This window comes from Micromonospora zingiberis (assembly GCF_004331455.1).
Taxonomy (GTDB): domain Bacteria; phylum Actinomycetota; class Actinomycetes; order Mycobacteriales; family Micromonosporaceae; genus Micromonospora; species Micromonospora zingiberis.
Window position 1 is genome coordinate 591,292 of the sequence record NZ_SJJR01000001.1, and the last position, 17,191, is coordinate 608,482.

At 70.7% G+C, this 17,191-nt stretch carries 19 protein-coding genes; 12 read left to right on the top strand and 7 right to left on the bottom strand.

What is annotated here, in order from left to right:
• Positions 1–131: 131 nt before the first annotated feature.
• Genes E0H26_RS02595 through E0H26_RS02610 form a run of 4 tightly spaced genes read left to right on the top strand, consistent with a single transcriptional unit; the run spans position 132 to position 1,752 of the window.
• On the top strand, positions 132–413 hold the full coding sequence (locus tag E0H26_RS02595; protein ID WP_240741976.1) for a hypothetical protein: 282 nt from the start codon (positions 132–134) through the stop codon (positions 411–413).
• A 3-nt stretch (positions 414–416) separates the two neighbouring features.
• A complete protein-coding gene (locus tag E0H26_RS02600; RefSeq protein ID WP_131300311.1) occupies positions 417–677 on the top strand; it encodes a hypothetical protein in 261 nt (86 codons plus the stop codon).
• Positions 674–1,327, top strand: coding sequence for a hypothetical protein (locus tag E0H26_RS02605; protein WP_131300313.1), 654 nt, complete (start codon positions 674–676; stop codon positions 1,325–1,327). Before E0H26_RS02600 ends, E0H26_RS02605 begins: the two co-directional genes overlap by 4 nt.
• Positions 1,324–1,752 (top strand): hypothetical protein, encoded by a 429-nt coding sequence (locus E0H26_RS02610; RefSeq protein WP_131300315.1) that lies wholly within the window; start codon positions 1,324–1,326, stop codon positions 1,750–1,752. Before E0H26_RS02605 ends, E0H26_RS02610 begins: the two co-directional genes overlap by 4 nt.
• Positions 1,753–2,242: 490 nt before the next feature.
• Here E0H26_RS02610 and E0H26_RS02620 read toward each other — a convergent pair whose 3' ends face one another.
• From E0H26_RS02620 to E0H26_RS02630, 3 genes are all read right to left on the bottom strand, one after another.
• Positions 2,243–2,383 carry a hypothetical protein gene (locus E0H26_RS02620; protein ID WP_240741977.1) on the bottom strand — a complete coding sequence of 47 codons (141 nt, stop codon included), beginning with the start codon at positions 2,381–2,383 and terminating at the stop codon, positions 2,243–2,245.
• 318 nt (positions 2,384–2,701) lie between these two features.
• Positions 2,702–4,327, bottom strand: a complete 1,626-nt coding sequence (locus E0H26_RS02625) for an ABC transporter permease (RefSeq protein ID WP_131300317.1) — start codon at positions 4,325–4,327, stop codon at positions 2,702–2,704.
• Complete coding sequence (locus E0H26_RS02630; protein WP_131300319.1) at positions 4,324–5,226, bottom strand: ABC transporter ATP-binding protein; 903 nt, start codon at positions 5,224–5,226, stop codon at positions 4,324–4,326. The genes E0H26_RS02625 and E0H26_RS02630 overlap by 4 nt, the downstream gene beginning before the upstream one ends.
• Before the next feature lie 104 nt (positions 5,227–5,330).
• Here E0H26_RS02630 and E0H26_RS02635 point away from each other — a divergent pair, with 104 nt between their 5' ends.
• Positions 5,331–6,311 (top strand): TetR family transcriptional regulator, encoded by a 981-nt coding sequence (locus tag E0H26_RS02635; protein ID WP_131300321.1) that lies wholly within the window; start codon positions 5,331–5,333, stop codon positions 6,309–6,311.
• Between the two features lie 53 nt (positions 6,312–6,364).
• Here the strand turns inward: E0H26_RS02635 and E0H26_RS02640 are convergent, their stop codons facing one another.
• The 3 genes from E0H26_RS02640 to E0H26_RS02650 form a co-directional block, all read right to left on the bottom strand.
• Positions 6,365–7,696: a metallophosphoesterase gene (locus E0H26_RS02640; protein WP_131300322.1), complete on the bottom strand. Its 1,332-nt coding sequence runs from the start codon at positions 7,694–7,696 to the stop codon at positions 6,365–6,367.
• Positions 7,697–7,827: 131 nt separating this feature from the next.
• A complete protein-coding gene (gene glpK, locus E0H26_RS02645) occupies positions 7,828–9,345 on the bottom strand; it encodes a glycerol kinase GlpK (protein ID WP_131300324.1) in 1,518 nt (505 codons plus the stop codon).
• Positions 9,346–9,576: 231 nt separating this feature from the next.
• Positions 9,577–9,936, bottom strand: a complete 360-nt coding sequence (locus tag E0H26_RS02650; protein ID WP_131300326.1) for a VOC family protein — start codon at positions 9,934–9,936, stop codon at positions 9,577–9,579.
• A gap of 95 nt (positions 9,937–10,031) precedes the next feature.
• On the opposite strand from E0H26_RS02650, the gene E0H26_RS02655 reads away from it, so the two are divergent.
• Positions 10,032–10,511, top strand: coding sequence for an ATP-binding protein (locus E0H26_RS02655; RefSeq protein WP_131300327.1), 480 nt, complete (start codon positions 10,032–10,034; stop codon positions 10,509–10,511).
• Between the two features lie 23 nt (positions 10,512–10,534).
• Here the strand turns inward: E0H26_RS02655 and E0H26_RS02660 are convergent, their stop codons facing one another.
• Positions 10,535–10,849: a TraR/DksA family transcriptional regulator gene (locus E0H26_RS02660; protein ID WP_131300329.1), complete on the bottom strand. Its 315-nt coding sequence runs from the start codon at positions 10,847–10,849 to the stop codon at positions 10,535–10,537.
• Positions 10,850–11,313: 464 nt separating this feature from the next.
• On the opposite strand from E0H26_RS02660, the gene E0H26_RS02665 reads away from it, so the two are divergent.
• The 6 genes from E0H26_RS02665 to E0H26_RS02690 all read left to right on the top strand — a co-directional run bounded on the left by E0H26_RS02665 (position 11,314) and on the right by E0H26_RS02690 (position 17,103).
• On the top strand, positions 11,314–11,706 hold the full coding sequence (locus E0H26_RS02665) for an SCP2 sterol-binding domain-containing protein (protein ID WP_131300331.1): 393 nt from the start codon (positions 11,314–11,316) through the stop codon (positions 11,704–11,706).
• A complete protein-coding gene (locus E0H26_RS02670; RefSeq protein WP_131300333.1) occupies positions 11,703–13,748 on the top strand; it encodes an amylo-alpha-1,6-glucosidase in 2,046 nt (681 codons plus the stop codon). Before E0H26_RS02665 ends, E0H26_RS02670 begins: the two co-directional genes overlap by 4 nt.
• A gap of 68 nt (positions 13,749–13,816) precedes the next feature.
• The gene (locus E0H26_RS02675) at positions 13,817–14,329 is read left to right on the top strand and encodes an NUDIX domain-containing protein (protein WP_131300335.1); all 513 of its coding nucleotides are present in this window, start codon (positions 13,817–13,819) and stop codon (positions 14,327–14,329) included.
• 271 nt (positions 14,330–14,600) lie between these two features.
• On the top strand, positions 14,601–15,569 hold the full coding sequence (locus tag E0H26_RS02680) for an aliphatic sulfonate ABC transporter substrate-binding protein (RefSeq protein WP_131300337.1): 969 nt from the start codon (positions 14,601–14,603) through the stop codon (positions 15,567–15,569).
• The gene (locus tag E0H26_RS02685) at positions 15,566–16,402 is read left to right on the top strand and encodes an ABC transporter permease (protein WP_131300339.1); all 837 of its coding nucleotides are present in this window, start codon (positions 15,566–15,568) and stop codon (positions 16,400–16,402) included. The genes E0H26_RS02680 and E0H26_RS02685 overlap by 4 nt, the downstream gene beginning before the upstream one ends.
• Positions 16,375–17,103, top strand: a complete 729-nt coding sequence (locus E0H26_RS02690) for an ABC transporter ATP-binding protein (protein ID WP_131300341.1) — start codon at positions 16,375–16,377, stop codon at positions 17,101–17,103. The genes E0H26_RS02685 and E0H26_RS02690 overlap by 28 nt, the downstream gene beginning before the upstream one ends.
• The last annotated feature ends 88 nt before the right edge of the window (positions 17,104–17,191 follow it).

The following is a 17,191-nucleotide window of genomic DNA, read 5'->3' on the forward strand; positions in this document are numbered from 1 at the left end:
TAGTTGAGCGCTGGCAGCGTCGGCCTGCCGCTGTCACGCCGGCTCAGGCAAACGGGGCTACGCAAGGGGATTCATGTTGGGTAGTGTCTGCTCCGCTACGGCGTGTGCGGGAGCGCCCAGCATCCCTCGCTGTGGACCGGAAGGACGGCATGGCCAGCATCGAGCAAGTCAAGGCCGAGCTTACCCAGGCAGCCGCGCAGAGTAACGCGACGACGAACCAGATCCGGGCCGCGATCGAGGGCACCGAGCAGGTGCTCTCCCGGCTACGTGCGGTCGCCGCCGGCACCGGACATCCCGCAATCTCCGAGGCGATCAACCGCGCCGAACAGAGCAAGCAGCGGTTGATCGAGGCGGCCACCGTCCTTGCGGGCAGCACCCAGGCGGCCCGGCAGTACATCAGCATTCTTGGCTGACCGGTGAGTATCGGTGAGGTCAAGGCGGCCCTAGCGCAAGCGCACCAATCCCTGGACCAGGCCGGGGCGACGGTCGAGGGGGTCGGTACGGACCTGGACGAGGTGTCCGCGCTCGTGCTCGCCACCCTGCACGACAGCCAGCGGGCCGAGGCAGCGCAGGCCCGTAAGGCCATCGCCGACGCCATCCGCGAGGTAAAGCTGACCCTGCGAGTCATCGCCGCCGCTGCGGACAACGGCAGCGCGTACCGGGACGTGCTGGGATGAGTGGCCTGCTCGCCCAGGTCATCGCCCAACTCAAATCCGCCGTGGACCAACTGGACGGCATCGCGGTACGCGCCACCCGCGCCGCAACAGACGCCGCTGAGGCAAACGCCCTCTACACCCGGGTCGGCACAGGCACCGATCATCCGAAGCTCCGGGCAGCGGTGATACAGAGCCGCGTCGGCGTCGACAAAGCTCACCGGCTATCCCGGCTGTGCAGCGACGCGGCCCGACACATCGGGGCGTATGCGAATGTCATCGCGCCGGGATCGGTTTCGCTACCAGCCGCCGACTCCGGCCCGCCGTCCGGCGAGGAAATCCTGACGGACAGCGACCGCCGTGCCCTCACCCGCGAGCGGATGCGGGGAATGCTCACCCGGGCCGTACGGAAAGCCGACGAACTACAGGAGCAGGTAACCAACGCCACCGAGGCCACCCAGCAGATAATCAAGATCTATCGTGGCCCCAAGGGTCCTACCGGAACACACCACACGGGAACTGGCACCCCCTCTGCCCCGGGCACCGCACCACGGCCAAAGATTGACAACGCGGAGGCCGCAGGCAACCTTGTGGTGGTCGGCCTGTTGGCAGGCATGGGGGCGCGATGGTTCGCGATGGCGGCAAGCAGGATGATTGCGAGGTTGAAGCGATGACGGTTCAGGCGCTCAGCGAGCTTGTCCGGGCGTTGGCCCGAGCTGACTGGGATTCTGCCGAGGCGCTTGTCGCGGAGATCGGCCGTGGCGGCTGGATCGGTGGCCTCCAGGTCATCGGTGCGGCGTTCACCCTCGCCGTCAACCGCTACTTTGGCCCCGGCACCACCCCGACCGATGTAGCCGCTTGGGTGGCCACAACCCGCGCCCGATACGACGAGGGCGACACCCTGCCGGCCCTTGAGATGGAAGGTCTCATCCGAGCCGCTCTCGGTGAGCCGCAACTGGTCGACAACATCCCAGCCGAGACCATGATCGCCGCCGAGATCTTCGTACTTGGACAACTGCTCCTAGAGATGACGCTGACTCCGGACGAACTCAACGAGTTCGTGGCAGAGGCAGAGGAGGTCGCGGCCGAGTACATGTAGGCGTTAGATGATCATTTCGTGCGTACCGATCCATAGGGTGAACAGGTACCACCGGCCACTCACTCAGCGAATCCCCAGCTCAGAGCCTTGACATCAGACTATGTAATCGCCCTGCCCTGGCTCCTCCCACACCATCCACGTCTGTCCGGATGAGACCGTAGCCACTAGGGCCGAGCGGGGCAACGGAATCGACCACTACTCCTCCCCTCGGACAGCGAGCCACGCTACGCGTTCCCACCGCCAGCCCATGATGGCGTCGACGTCCTCCAGTCCGGCCGGCACGATGATCATCCGGCGGCTTCTTCGGGCCGGAGCCTGGCGATTATTGCCAGGTTCCCATGGGGGGGGTGACGACTTGATTCCGGTCGCCAACAACGGGTTGAAGGGGACGCGTACCGGTCGGTGCTCAGTGTTGCTGGTGCGAATGTGCAGCAAGATCGACGTGCAGACCTGGCAGAACGAAGGCTACGGGAGCGACCTCCCCTCAGCCCTACGAATCGGCGGGTCTGCCGTCGGACCACAGTGACTCGAAGTGCTCCACGTACCGGTCGAACATGCCGCCGTCCTGCACACGCCGCAGGTGCAGTGTCACGGAGTCCTGTCCGAGCCCGGCACCGATGTGCGTGGCCACGATGGCCTCTTCGCCAAAGATCCACACAGACATGGCGATATGGCGATTGGACAACCGAACCGGAACCGCATGATGCGCCGAGCGGAAGGCCCCAGGGCCGCGCAGTCGGCCTTGCGCTTGGTGCCGTCCTCGGCGGCGGTGTGGCGCTCGCCGCCCGCTACCTCGGCCGGCACGGTCGCGCTACCGGCGGAAGAGGCTGAACCCGCACAACGGCGGCGCCAGATGTGCCGCGCCGTCGTCGCTGGGTGCCTGTGCGGAACACCCGCTTGTTAAGAAGGGGCCCGTGCTATGCACGAGGCGTTAAGCAGGTGCCCTTCCTTACACCGTGAGGTCGCGGCGGCGGTACGTAACCAGGCCGAGGGTGAGCAGGGCGGCGGCTGCGGCGGTGAGGGTGAGCAGGGGCAGCAGCGTCGGATCGGTGGCGGGTACGGAGGGGACGTGGGTGTAGGGGGACAGGTCGAGTACGGCCTGCGGCAGGTCGAGCACCGGGCCGAGTTGGCCGAGCAGCAGGAAGGCGATCAGCAGCGTCCAGCTCAGCGCGACCGACCAGCGCGGCAGTACGCCGAACAGGGCGGTGACCACGCCGGCGACCACCAGCAGGGCCGGTAGCCGCAGCAGCGCCGCGCCGGCCAGTTCCACCGCCCAGCCGATCGGGTCACCGGCGGCCGCCCCGTAGCCGAGGCCGGTGGTGACGCCGGCCAGCAGCACCAACGCCGACGCGCCGAGGATGGCGCCGAGCACCTGCGTACCGAGCCATCGGGTGCGGCTGACGGCGGTGGCGAGCAGCGCTTCGAGGATGCCGTCGGACTCGTCGTTGCGGGTCCGCAGCAGGGCCTGCACGACGTACGCCCCGATGGTCAACGCGAACAGCCCGAGCATCGCGGCCAGGTACGCGTCGACAAGTTCCGCACCGCCACCGAGCTGGGCGATCACCTCGGCCGCCTGCGGATTCTCGGCGATCATGGCGTCGACCTCGTTCCCGGCCACGCCCATGGCGAGGCCGAGCACGCCCACCGCGACCGCCCAGCCGGCCAGCGCGCCCCGGTGCAGTCGCCAGGTCAGCCCGGCCGGGCTGAGCAGTCCGGCCGCGGCCCGGGCGGGTCCACGACGCGCGGCGAGCAGACCCGCACCGACGTCTCGGCGCTCGGCCAACAGGTAGGCCACGGCGATCCCGGCGACGAGCAGGGCGAGCGGTAGGGCGAGAACCCACCAGCGTTCCGCGCCGAAGGCCCGGATCTGGGTGCCCCAGCCCAGCGGGGACAGCCAGCTGGGCCAGGCGCTGTCCAGGCGGGTGCCGCCGGCACCGCGCTCGCCGAGCACGTCACCGGCGGCCCGCAGCAGGAACGCGACACCGACCGTGGCGGCGGCGAGGGCGTTCGCGCCTCGGGAGGTGACCGAGAGCTGGGCGGTGACGGCGGCGACGCCGGTGAAGGCGACGCCGACTCCACCGATCGCCGCCGCCGCGGCCACCGATCCGGCGACCGGCAGGCCGGTGCCGACGAGGGCCAGGGCGAGCAGCGCGGCGGCCATCAGGTTGGCGCCCACCACCACGACCAGGGCGGCGGTGAGCAGGGCGTACCGGCCGACCGGAGCGGCGCCGAGCAGTTCGGCGCGACCGGTCTCCTCGTTCTGCCGGGTGTGCCGGATCACGGCGAAGGTGCTGAGCAGGGCGGCGAGCAGCGCCAGCGTCAGGTACGACTCGGTGACCACCACGGCGCCGAGTTCGGTGCTGGCGATGGGGCCGTTGAACGCCCGGGCGACCACGCTGGTGATCACCGTTTCGGCGTACCCGAGGCGGGTCTGCTCGTCGGGATAGAGCCCGGCGACGCTCTCGGCGAGGGCGTACCCGATCAGGGGCGTGCCGAGCACCCAGATGCCCAGCCGGATCCGGTCGCGGCGGACGGCGAGCCGGGCCAGCCGGCCGGTGCCGGTGAAGGTGCTCATCGGTCACCGCCGCCGTTGACGGTGTCGCCGTAGTGCCGCAGGAACAGCTCCTCCAGGGTGGGCGGTGCGCTGGTCAGGGCGCGGACCTGGAAGCGGACCAGGTGGCCGAGCAGCGTGTCGAGGTGGGCGGGCTCGACCTCCAGCCGGACCCGACCGTCGACCGCCCGGACCTCGTGCACTCCGGGCAGGTCGGTCACCCCGGTGAGGGGACGTACGGTCTCGACGGTGACCGTGGTGCGGGCCAGGTGCCGCAGTTCGGCGAGGGTGCCGGACTCCACGATGCGCCCCTCGCGGATGATGCTGACCCGGTCGCAGAGCGCCTCGACCTCGGCCAGCACATGGCTGGAGAGCAGCACGCTGGCGCCGGCCCGGGTGAGCTGGCGTACCTCCTCCTGGAACACCGCCTCCATCAGTGGGTCCAGCCCGGAGGTGGGCTCGTCCAACACGTACAGCTCGACGTCGGAGGCGAAGGCGGCGACGATGGCGACCTTCTGCCGGTTGCCCTTGGAGTAGGTGCGGCACTTCTTCGTGGGATCCAGGTCGAAGCGGCGCAGCAGTTCGTCGCGTCGGCGCTCGTCGAGGCCACCGCGTAGGGCGCCGAACAGGTCGATCGCCTCGCCGCCGGAGAGGTTGGGCCAGAGGTTGACGTCGCCCGGCACGTACGCCAGGCGTCGGTGCAGCGCGACCGCGTCCCGCCACGGGTCGCCGTCGAGGACCCTCACCTGCCCGGAGTCTCGGCGGAGCAGGCCGAGCAGGATCCGGATGGTGGTGGACTTGCCAGCGCCGTTGGGTCCGAGGAAGCCGTGCACCTCCCCCGGTTCCACCCGCAGGTCGAGCCCGTCGAGCGCGCGTACGCTGCCGAACGTCTTGACCAGGTTGTCGATGGAGATCACGGACATGGACGCCTCCCCGTCGTACCGCTGCGACTCACTGTACTGACCGATGGTAAGGGATCGGCGCCAGGCCGACCATCCGGCGGTCAGCAGCGGCTACGCTGAGCGCCATGACCTGGGCGGAGACCGACGGCACCCGCGGCCGAATCCTGCGCGCCGCGTTCGACCTGTTCGCCGAGCAGGGCTACCAGCGCACCTCGCTGCGCCAGATCGCCGAGCGGCTCGAACTGACCAAGGCCGCGATCCTCTACCACTTCCCCAGCAAGGGACACCTGCTCACCGCCCTGGCCGAACCGATGGTCGGCGACCTGGAGAAGCTGGTGGACGCCGCCGGGGCGCTGCCACCCGAGCAGGCCAGGTGGCGGCTGCTGGAGGACTGGGTGGACACCATGCTCGAACATCGCGGTCCGCTCGGCATGCTCCTGCACGACCTCGCGCTCGTCGACCAGGGCAGCACGTACCACCGTCTGGTGCGGATCGCGATGCGGGCCAACGAGATCCTCGCCGGCCCGCGTGCCAGCCGCCGCGACCGGGTCCGCGCGGTGCAGGCCATCGCGATGTGCAGCGACCCGGTGGTGTTCCTCATGGAGGTGCCCGCGCCGGTGCTGCGCGCCGACATGCTCGACGGCGTCCGCCGGCTGTTGGCCGACGCGCCGGGCGACGACTCCTGCCTTGGCGGGCCCGACGGTGACGCCGGACGGGCGGCTGTCGATGCGGGCCCGACGCCGGCTCCGGCCGTCCGCACCGGTGGCGGCTCCACCCTCGACGATGGGTCCACGCGCGCCCGCACCGGCACGGCGGTCGACGGCGCGGCTGCCTCCGGCGGCAACGGTGCGGTGGTCGACGGCGACGCTGCCTTCGGCGGCGACGGCCCGGGTCGGGTCGACGGCGCGGCCGGGGCGGTACGGGTGGGCCGACGGCGACCCGGCCGGCCCCGGTCGATGAGCCCGGAGCAGTTGTCGGCGGCCCGCCGGATGCACGAGACGGGCAGCCATTCCATCGACGAGATCGCCGCCGCCTGCGGGGTCTCCCGGGCCACCCTCTACCGGTATCTCAATTCGTCGGGCAATAACGAGACGGTTTTGAGTTAGTTTTGAGACGCCGCGACCCTCCACCGGCTCCGGCGGAGGGTCGCGGCAGCGTCTCAGCGCACCAGGCCGATCCCGGCGTACGCGCGGTCGTGCGCCGGGAAGCCCTCGTCGGTGTGCGGCGCGTAGATCCAGGTACGCAGCGAATCCGCCGCCGTGTCGACCTCGACCAGCCGTACCGGGTTGGTCCGTCGGGAGTGGAAGGTCTGTAGGAACGAGTAGACCCGATTGCCGTGCACGCCGGTGTCCACCCGCGCCGCCGCCGTGCCCGTGTGCCCGGAGAAGACGAACCGGATGTTGGGATACTGGCGCACCAGGTTGTCGAAGACGTACTGCGGGCTCGTGGAGCCGAACCCGGCGCTCTGCCCGATGGTCGCGTCGCTTTCCAGGTAGTGGTGGGTCACGACGACGACGTTGTGCCGTGGGTGGGCGGCGACGACGCCCCGTGCCCAGGCGACCGCCGCCCGGCGGGGCCACAACTCCAGGGTCAGCACCAGCCAGCGCACTCCCCCGGCCGTGTAGGTGGCGTAGGCGTTGTCGACCTTGCCCGCCTCGAACTGGCCCCGCACCGCGCCGAAGCGTTCGGCGGTGAAGTACCGGTTGAACACCGTGGTGTCGCGCAACAGCGGCCCGGCCGGCCGCCGCGGCTCGCCGTCCGGGCCGAAGATCTGCGTGTCGTGGTTACCGACGGCCAGCGTGTACGGCACCCCGGCCCGCTCCAGCGGTCGCAGTGCGCTGCTCGCCCGGACGTACTGGACGTGATCCGGCGTGTCGTAGTTGACCACGTCGCCGGAGTGGGTGACGAAGCGCAGGTCGAGCGCGCCGCGCTGCGCCACCAGCCAGTCGACGCGCTGGCGCAACCGGGCGTCCGAGGCGTCCAGCACCTCCTCCTGGGTGTCCGGCACGACCGCGAAGCTGAACGTGGTGTCGACGGCCGGCGCCGGTTCGATCCGGGCGTACGCCAGGTGCACGTTGCGGTCGCACTCGCTGGTGTACCGGTCGTTGACCAGCTCGATCCGGACGCTGTACTGCCCTTCGGGCAGCACCGAGCCGACCCGGTAGGCGCCGTAGTCCGTGGCGCTGGCCACGGACACCTCGCCGAGCGGGGCACCGTCCACGCTCACCCGGATGGTCGGCCACCCGTCGCAGTGGTCGCCGATCGCGCCCACCACCAACGATCCGGCGCCCTGCACCGTGGTCAGCGCATAGCTGGCGTTGTGCCACAGGGTGGCATGGGTGCCCGACGGCGGCTCCGGGCTCCCGGTGGCCGGCTGGATCGTCCCGTTGACCACAGTGAACGGCGACGGCGCGGCCGCGTTCGCCGAGCCCGTCAGCACTCCGCCCGAAAGTACGACCACGACCGCGACGATCGCGCGCGTGACCCGCATGGTTGCCCCTCTCCACGCCTGGCCCCCGTGCCCGACATCGGCATGCTAAGGCAGACCAACCGGACACGCCGGTCAACCAGGCGTCATCAGGCGCTCACGGCGTGTCCGTGAAACCTGGTCACCCCGCGAGGTCACTCCACGTCCACCCAGTCGAGCGTGCGCCGGACCGCCTTCCGCCAGTTCGCGTACCCGGACGCGCGCTCCTGCGGCGACCAGGACGGCTGCCAGCGCCGGCTCTCGTTCCAGTTGTCCCGCAGTTCGTCGGTGTCCTTCCAGAAGCCGACGGCCAGTCCGGCGGCGTACGCGGCACCGAGGGCCGTGGTCTCGGCGACCACCGGCCGGCTGACCGGTACACCGAGGATGTCCGCCTGCAACTGCATGCACAGGTCGTTGACGGTGACCCCACCGTCGACCTTGAGGCACTCCAGGGTCACGCCGGAGTCCTGCGCCATGGCCTCGGCCACGTCCCGGCTCTGGTAACAGATCGCCTCCAGGGTGGCCCGGGCGATGTGACCGTCGGTGTGGTAGCGGGACAACCCGACGATGGCGCCCCGGGCGTCGGCCCGCCAGTAGGGGGCGAACAGGCCGGAGAAGGCGGGCACGAAGTAGACCCCGCCGTTGTCGTCGACCTGGCGGGCGAGGTCCTCGCTCTGCGCGGCGCTACTGATGATCTTGATTTGGTCGCGCAGCCACTGCACGGCGGAGCCGGTGACGGCGATGCTGCCCTCCAGCGCGTACACCGGTGCCTCTCCGGCGAACTGGTAGCACACCGTGGTGAGCAGGCCGGCCTCCGAGCGGACGATCTCCGTACCGGTGTTGAGCAGCATGAAGTTGCCCGTACCGTAGGTGTTCTTGGCCTCGCCCGGCGCGAAGCAGACCTGCCCGACGGTGGCTGCCTGCTGGTCACCCAGATCGCCGGTGATCCGGACCGCCCCGGCGAACGGGCCGTTGGGCAGGGTGGTGCCGTAGGCGTGCGGGTCCGAGGAGGGGACGATCTGCGGCAGCATCGCCCGGGGGATGTCGAAGAACGACAGCAGCTCGTCGTCCCAGTCCAGCGTCTCCAGGTCCATCAGCATGGTGCGGCTGGCGTTGGTGGGGTCGGTGACGTGCGCGCCACCGTCGACGCCGCCGGTCAGGTGCCAGAGCAGCCAGGTGTCGGTGTTGCCGAAGACCGCCTCGCCGCGCTCGGCAGCCGCCCGTACCCCGTCGACGTTCTCCAGGATCCACTGGATCTTGCCGGCGGAGAAGTAGGTCGCCGGAGGCACCCCGGCCCTGCGCCGGATGACCGCGCCCCGTCCGTCGCGCTCCAGCGCGGAGGCGATGCGGTCGGTACGGGTGTCCTGCCAGACGATCGCGTTGTGGTACGGCCGGCCGGTGCGACGATTCCACACCACCGTGGTTTCCCGCTGGTTCGTGACACCGAGCGCGGCCAGGTCGGTGGCGTCCAGGCTGTGCGTGTTCAGCGCGGTACGCACCACCGTCTGGGTCCGTTCCCAGATCTCCAGCGGGTTGTGCTCCACCCAGCCGGACCGGGGCAGGATCTGCTGGTGCTCCAGCTGATGGCGACCCACCTCGTTGCCGCCGTGATCGAAGATCATGAAGCGGGTGCTGGTGGTGCCCTGGTCGATGGCGCCGACGAAGTCAGCCATGTCCGGGTATCCCCCTGTTGTGGTCGTCGCGCCCCGGCCGCTGCGGGCGCCCTGCTCGGCTGCGCTGTGCCCCACTCCGCTGACGAAGCGTGGCGTGGATTGAAGCAGAGCAAAGCACGGCCCGGCCCCGGTCGCCACCACTGTCACCGCGCCGCCGGACCGGGCGACGACCGCCCGGACCGTTCGCTGGCCGCACCGCGCGAGTGATCCCGGTCACCACGGCTGGCGTGATCAATGCCGCTGGAAGAGGCAGAACTCGTTGCCCTCCGGGTCCGCCAGAACCGTCCAGCGCGACAGCGTACGCACCACCGTGGCACCCGCCGCGACGACCGTCGCGAGTTCCCCGTCCTCGATCGCCAGGTCCAGGTGCACCCGACCGACCGGTGGCAACTCCTGCGCCGGCGCGATCCAGATGTCCGGGCCGTCACCGTCCGGGTCGGTCAGCAGCACCGACTCGGTCGGCCCCAGCGAGCGCGCGGCAAGCTTGGCACGGTCCGCGGGTGCGACGGGCAGTCCGGTGACCGTGCTCCAGAACGGAGCGATCAGGTACGGGTCGCGGCAGTGGATCACGATCGCGGCGAGCTGCGGCATTCGATCATCGTATCGGCCCCCTTGCCAGGTCAGACCGGGGTCCCTTGCCGTCTGGCAAGGGTCGCGGATGTCGCTGGACAACGTAATCTGCCAGCATGAACAACCTCGGCCGACCGGACGCCAGCGGCCCGAGCGGCCCGTCACCCGGCGGTGACGAGGGCGCCCCACTGCTGTCGCTGGCCTTCACCGGGCAGACGGTGACCGCACTGCGGCACCTGCTCGCCACGCGGATCGTCGCTGCGGGCCTGCGCGGCGACGCGGCCGAGGATCTCGTTCTGGCCGTCCACGAACTGGTCACCAACGCCGTGCTGCACGGCGGTGGCCAGGGTCGACTCGAACTGTTCCGGCGCGCCGACCGGCTGGTCTGCGAGGTCACCGACCACGGGCCCGGCGGCGCCGACCTGACGGTGCACCTGCCGGCCACCAACACCCCGGGCGGCCGGGGACTCTGGTTGGCTCATCAGCTGACCGGAGCACTGACCCTCACCCACCGGCCGGACGGCATGACCGCCACGGTCACCGCTCCGCTGATCGTGGACGGCACGCTCGGCGAGGGCGGGCTGCCGCACCGCTAGGGCGGCCGGCAGCCCGCACCCGGTCAGCCGTTCTGCTTCTGCTGGCAGGGCACGCAGAAGCGGGCCTGCGGCAGGATCTCCAGGCGCTCGCGGGGAATGGCCGTACCGCACCGCTCGCAATCGCCGTAGCTACCGGAGTTCAGCCGCCGCAACGCGGCGGAGATCCGGTCGAGGCTCTGCCGGGTGGCGGCGATCAACGCGGCGTTGGTGTGTGCCTCGCCCGGGTCGCCGGTGTCGGCGGTCAGCTGGGTCAGCCGCGCCGTCTGCGCCTCGAACTCGTGCGTCAGCGTCGCCCTGAGTTCGGTCAGCCACTTCTGGTCGTAGGTGTCGGTGCTCATGTCGGATCCCTTCCGGAAAAAGAAAAGGGCCGAAGCCTTTGGCTTCGCCCTGGTCGTCCCTGCGTGGATGGACGACTACCGGAGGGCTCCGGCCGGCGGGGCTCGGCTGGCCGTGACCGGCCTGCCCGGAAACCCACACCGGACGGGTCGCCGCAGCCGACACCAGCGTCGCCGTGACGACGGCGACGCGGTCCAGCAACGCGGCGGGGTACATCGAACCACCATAGACCCACCCATGGCGCAAGCCCAATGGCATATCCACGACCGCCCGACGCCGCCGGCGGGAAGTCGACGCCCCCCACCACCAGCGCCGGGAGAGGGGTGCCCTGACAGAGCAGCCCCGAAAGCGGATCAAAGACGCTAAGGTGACATACAGTGGCGGAGCCGAGCCAGGTCGACGCCGCCCACCGATTCGGTCCTCCGCTGCCAATCGCCGCCGGGTCGCAACCCTTGGAGGTGGTGCGATGTCGGAGTCCGTACGTGCGTTCTTCGACGCCCTCGCCCACGGCGGGGGTCGGATGCTGCGGCAGGTCTCCGGCAGCGTTCGCTTCGACCTGGTCCGCCCCGACGGTGTCGACCATTGGCTGGTCACCATCGAGCAGGGTCGGGTCACCGTCTCCCAGGGCGGCGTGGCGGACGCCGACACCGTGATCCGCGCCGATGAGCCGCTCTTCCTCCGGATGGCGCACGGCGAGGTCAAACCACTGCCGGCGTGGCTGCGCAACGACTTCACCGCGGATGGCGAGTTCCGCTGGGTGATCATGCTTGAGCGCCTGTTCGCCCCACCGCCGGGAGCCCGCCACCCCCGGGCCCTGGCCGCCCGACAGTGGCCGGCGGGCGACCGGGAGCCACGATGAAGAAGATGGTGCGCATCCTCGACGGCAACATCTTCGCGCTCAGCGAGGACAACGGGGACATGGCCTTCAGCCCGACCAGTCCGAGCGGGTTCTTCGCCTTCGACACCCGCTTCCTCTCCACCTGGCGGCTGAGCCTCGACGGAGAGCGGTTGCACCCACTGGCGATCCACGAGCCGAGCTACTACGAGATCCGGTTCTTCCTGGTCCCCGGTAATCCGACCCACTACGTCGACGCGAAGGTCTCGGTCATCCGCGACCGGTGGATCTCCGACAGCAGCTTCACCGAACGGCTGACTGTGCTCAACCACACCGGCGAGCCGGTCGACTACGTCGTACGTCTCGACATCGACAGCGACTTCGCGCCGATCTACAACGTGGTCTGGCCGCACGCGTCGAGCTTGCGCGGCTACCGGCAGGTGTCCGACGACAGGCTGCGGCTGGGCTACCAGCGGGAGAGGTTCCACCGGGTCACCGATGTCTCGACCAGCGAGCCGGCCGACATCGACGACCAGGGGCTGACCTACCGGATCCGGGTGGACCGGCAGGCGCGGTGGAGCACCACGCTGAACGTCAGGAGCATGGTGTTACGCCCGGACGGCGCCGACATCCGCGAGCAGCTACGGCACGGGCACGGCCAGGTCGGTGCCCAGTTGCGCCATGACCTGAGGCAGTGGCTGAGCGACGCGCCCCGGCTGGAGTGTGACTGGGAGCCGCTGGCGACGACCTACAACCGCGGACTGGTGGACCTCGCCGGCCTACGGTTCTCCCCGCTCGCGCTGCCACACGAGACGATGCTCGCCGCCGGCCTGCCCTGGTCGGCCACCATCATCGGCCGCGATGCCATCCTCGCCTGCTACCAGACCCTGCCGTTCGTGCCCCGGATGGCCGCCACCACGCTGCGACTGCTCGCCCTGGATCAGGGCATGGTGCTCGACGACTTCCGGGACGAGGAGCCCGGGAAGATGCTCAACGAGTTCCGCTACGGGGAGATGGCCGCCTTCGAGGAGCGGCCCCAGTCGCCGTACTACGGCGGTGCGGACGTCACCCCGCTGTTCGTCGTGCTGCTCGACGAGTACGAACGCTGGACCGGCGACGCCGACCTGGTCCGCAACCTCGAGGACGCGGCCCGCGCGGCCCTGCACTGGATCGACGAGTACGCCGACCTACGCGGCGACGGCTACGTCTGGTACCAGCGCCGCAACGAACGAACCGGCGCGATGAACCACTGTTGGAAGGACTCGCCGGAGGCGATCTGCTACCGCGACGGCCGGCTGCCCGGGCTGCCCCGGGCCACCTGTGAGTTGCAGGGCTACGCGTACGACGCCAAGCGGCGCGGCGCCCGGCTGGCGCGCGAGTTCTGGGGCGACCCGGCGTACGCCGACCGCCTGGAACGGCAGGCGGCGGAGCTCAAGCAGCGGTTCAACCGGGACTTCTGGATCCGCGACGGCGAGTACTTCGCGCTGGCGCTCGGTCCGGACGGTGACCAGGTCGACGCCCTCGCCTCGAACATGGGCCACCTGCTGTGGAGCGGCATCGTGGAGGAGTCCCGGGCCCCGGCGGTGGCCGGTCACCTGCTCGGGCCCGGGTTGTTCTCCGGCTGGGGCGTCCGGACCCTGGGCAAGGGACAGGCCAGGTACAACCCGCTCGGCTACCACCTGGGCACGGTGTGGCCGTTCGACAATTCGCTGATCGCCGCCGGACTGCGCCGGTACGGCTTCGTCGCGGAGGCCGGGGTCATCGCCGAGACCATCATCGACGCCGCCCAGCACTTCGCCGGGCGGATGCCGGAGTCGTTCGCCGGCTACGACCGGGACCTGACCCGGTATCCGGTGCCGTATCCGGCGGCGAACAGCCCGCAGGCATCCGCCACCGGCGCCATCTTCCTGCTGCTGCGCACCCTGCTCGGCCTCGAACCGTACGGCGAGCACCTGGTGGTGCACCCCGCGATACCGCAGCGGTTCGGCCGGATCGAGCTGCTCGACATCCCCGGGCGGTGGGGCCGGATGGACGCGATCGGCAATGCCCGCGTCACCGTCCCCTGACCAGCACCGTCCCGCATTGCTGACCCGGGTCCGGTGGTCGCACGACGGCGGCGGTAACGTGCATCGGCATGACCGGCGTGGCCCACTCGCACTGCTCGTACTGCGGCACGGCGTATCCGGCGGAGGCCGGTTGGCCCCGGCTCTGCGCCGATTGCGGCCAGACGGTCTGGCGTAATCCGCTGCCCGTCGCGGTGGCGTTGCTGCCGGTGCTGACCCCGGCCGGCCTCGGCGTGGTCGCCGTCCGCCGCGCCATCGAGCCGGCCCGTGGGCTGCTCGCACTACCGGGCGGCTTCATCGAGTACGGCGAGCAGTGGCCTGAGGCCCTGGTACGCGAGCTACGGGAGGAGACCGGGCTGGCCGCCGAACCGGGCGGGGCCGAACTCGTCGCGGTGCACAGCGCACCGGCCGGCGGCACGATAATGATCTTCGGTGAGCTGCCGGCCCGCCCGGTCGAGGAACTACCGGCATCGGCGCCGACCCCGGAGGCCACCGAGTGGCTGGTGCTGACCGAGCCGACCGAGCTGGCCTTCTCCACGCACACCCAGGTGCTGACCGACTTCTTCGCCCGCCACCGCGGCTGAACCGCCACTTCGACCAGCCACGCCCGGCCGGTACCGGCGGCGTGCCGAACGGAATACCGGTGGGCTGGGGCACGCGCACGGCCAGGTCGGGGTGTCCGGACAGGACGAAACGGCAGGGCTCGATCCTCCGGACGACGGTGGCTGGTCCGACCGGTCCGATGTGGACGGCGACCCGCGCAGGCTACCCATAAAACCTATCGGGTTAGTAGGCTGTCGGCGGCGGACGGCGATCGATGTCCGCTCGATCCCCCCGTGCTGTCGAGGAGCCCGCATGCATACCCCTGCCCCGCGTCGAGTCCGCGTCATCGCCGCCCTGGCGGCGCTCGCCCTGGTCGCCGTCGGCGCGCTGACCGGCTGCGGCGGTCAACCGGCCGGCGGAGACGACGACACGCCCCGACTGCGCATCGGCTACCAGCGCTTCGGCGGGCTGAGCCTGGTCAAGGCCCGAGGTGCGGCGCCGGACGTCGAGTGGTCGCTGTTCGAGAGTGGGCCGGCACTGACCGAGGCGCTCAAGGCCGGTTCCATCGACCTCGGCCAGACCGGGGAGGCACCACCGATCTTCGCCGCCGCCGGCAAGATCCCGTTCCAGATCATCGGGACCTCGGAACCGATACCGCAGGGCGAGGCCGTACTGGTCAAGGAGGACTCCGGGCTGCGTACCTTCGCCGACCTCAAGGGCCGCACGGTGGCGCTCAACAAAGGCTCCAACGTGCACTGGCTACTGGTCCGCCTGCTGGCCGCGAACAACCTGACGTTGCAGGACATCAACGTCAAGTACCTCAAGCCCGCCGAGGGCCGGCCCGCCTTCGACAACGGGCAGGTCGACGCCTGGGTGATCTGGGATCCCTACTTCGCCCTCGCCGAGCGACCCGGGGTACGGATCCTCGCCGACGCCACCGGCCTGGCCAGCAACCGCGAGTACGTGCTGGCCCACCCGGACGCGCTGACGAACAAGTCCGCGCAGATCGAGGCGTTCCTGCGTACGTACCGCACGGTCACCGACTGGGGCATCGCCAACCCGGTCGAACGGGCCACGGTGCTCGCCCCGGAACTGAAGATCCCCGAGGATGTCACCAGCCGGGCCCTGGCCCGCAGCGCCCGGGCCCTGGCACCGGTCACGCCGGCGGTGGGCGACGAGTTGCAGGCCATCGCGGACGGCTTCGCCACCCTCGAACTGATCCCCGGCCCGGTCGACATCCGCGCGCGGGTCGACGGCCGCTTCACCGAGGTGTTCCGGTGACCAGGGCGACGGTCATCCCACCGGCGCCGGTCGCGGCACCGGCCGTCGCACCGGGCGTCTCCCGGCGGCCCGGACGCACCCAGGCGTGGCGCCGGCTCACCACCCCGGTCCTGCTGGTCGCCGGGTGGGAGCTGGCGGCCCGGTCCGGGCTGCTGGCCCCGGAGAAGCTGCCCGCGCCCAGCACGGTGCTGGCCACCGGTTGGCGGCTGACCCGCGACGGCACCCTGCTGACGCACCTGCTCGACTCGCTCACCCGGGCCGGCACCGGTCTGCTCATCGGCGGCGGACTCGCCCTGCTTCTCGGCGCCGTCGCCGGACTGCTCCGCATCGGCGACGACCTGGTCGACCCGCCGGTGCAGATGGCCCGGATGCTGCCGCATCTCGGGTTGGTGCCGCTGCTCATCATCTGGGTCGGCATCGGCGAGTCGCTGAAGGTCAGCCTGGTTGCTCTCGGTGCCTTCTTCCCGCTCTACTTCAACACCTACGCCGGCATTCGGGACATCGACGAACGGCTGGTCGAGGCGGCCCGTACCTGCGGGCTGGGGCCGGTCGCCCGACTACGGCACGTGGTGCTGCCCGGCGCGCTGCCCGCGCTCTTTCTCGGCCTGCGGCTGGCCATCGGCGCCGCCTGGCTCAGCCTCGTGGTCGGCGAGCAGGTCAACGCCCAGACCGGGATCGGCTTCCTGATGATGGAGGCCCGCGAGTTCAGCCAGACCGACGTGGTGGTCCTCGGCCTGCTCGTCTATGCCCTGCTCGGCCTGCTCTCCGACGTTGCCATCCGGACTGTGGAAAGGAGGACGCTGGCATGGCGCCGGGGACTTCGGGCGACCTGACCGGCCACGCGTCGGTGCTCACCGCCACGGGCGTACGCCGTCAGTTCGGTGCCAGCACGGTGCTGGCGGGCGTACGCCTGAACATCGCGCCGGGCGAGGTGGTCGCCCTGCTCGGCGGCAGCGGCTCCGGCAAGAGCACCCTGCTGCGGGTGCTCGCCGGCCTCGACCAGGAGGCCACCGGCCAGATCGTGCTGCGCGGCACCACGGCGGTGGTCTTCCAGGAACACCGGCTGCTGCCCTGGAAGCGGGTCGCCGACAACGTCGCACTCGGACTGTCCGGTCCGGACGTGACCGACCGGGTCGCCCGGGCACTGGCCGAGGTCGGCCTCGCCGAGCGGCACCGGGCCTGGCCCGCCGAACTCTCCGGCGGGCAGGCGCAGCGGGTCGCGGTCGCACGGGCCCTGATCCGGGAGCCGGACCTACTGCTGCTCGACGAACCGTTCGGCGCGCTCGACGCCCTCACCCGGCTGCGTATGCAGGGCCTGCTGCGCCGGTTGCGCGCCGAGCACGGCTTCGCCGCGCTGCTGGTCACCCATGACGTGGACGAGGCGCTGCTGCTCGCCGACCGGCTTCTCGTACTCGAACACGGCGTCATCGCCGAAGAACTGGCCGTGCCCCTCGGCCCGACCCGGACTCCCGACGACCCCGCCTTCGGCGCGCTACGCCGCCGCCTGCTCGATCGACTCGGTGTACCCACCTGAGGCCGGAGGTCCACCTGAACCACGGCACCGCAACTCAGGCGGTGCTGCACCGACGGTTCCTCGGCTGGCTGACCTGACCACACCCCGC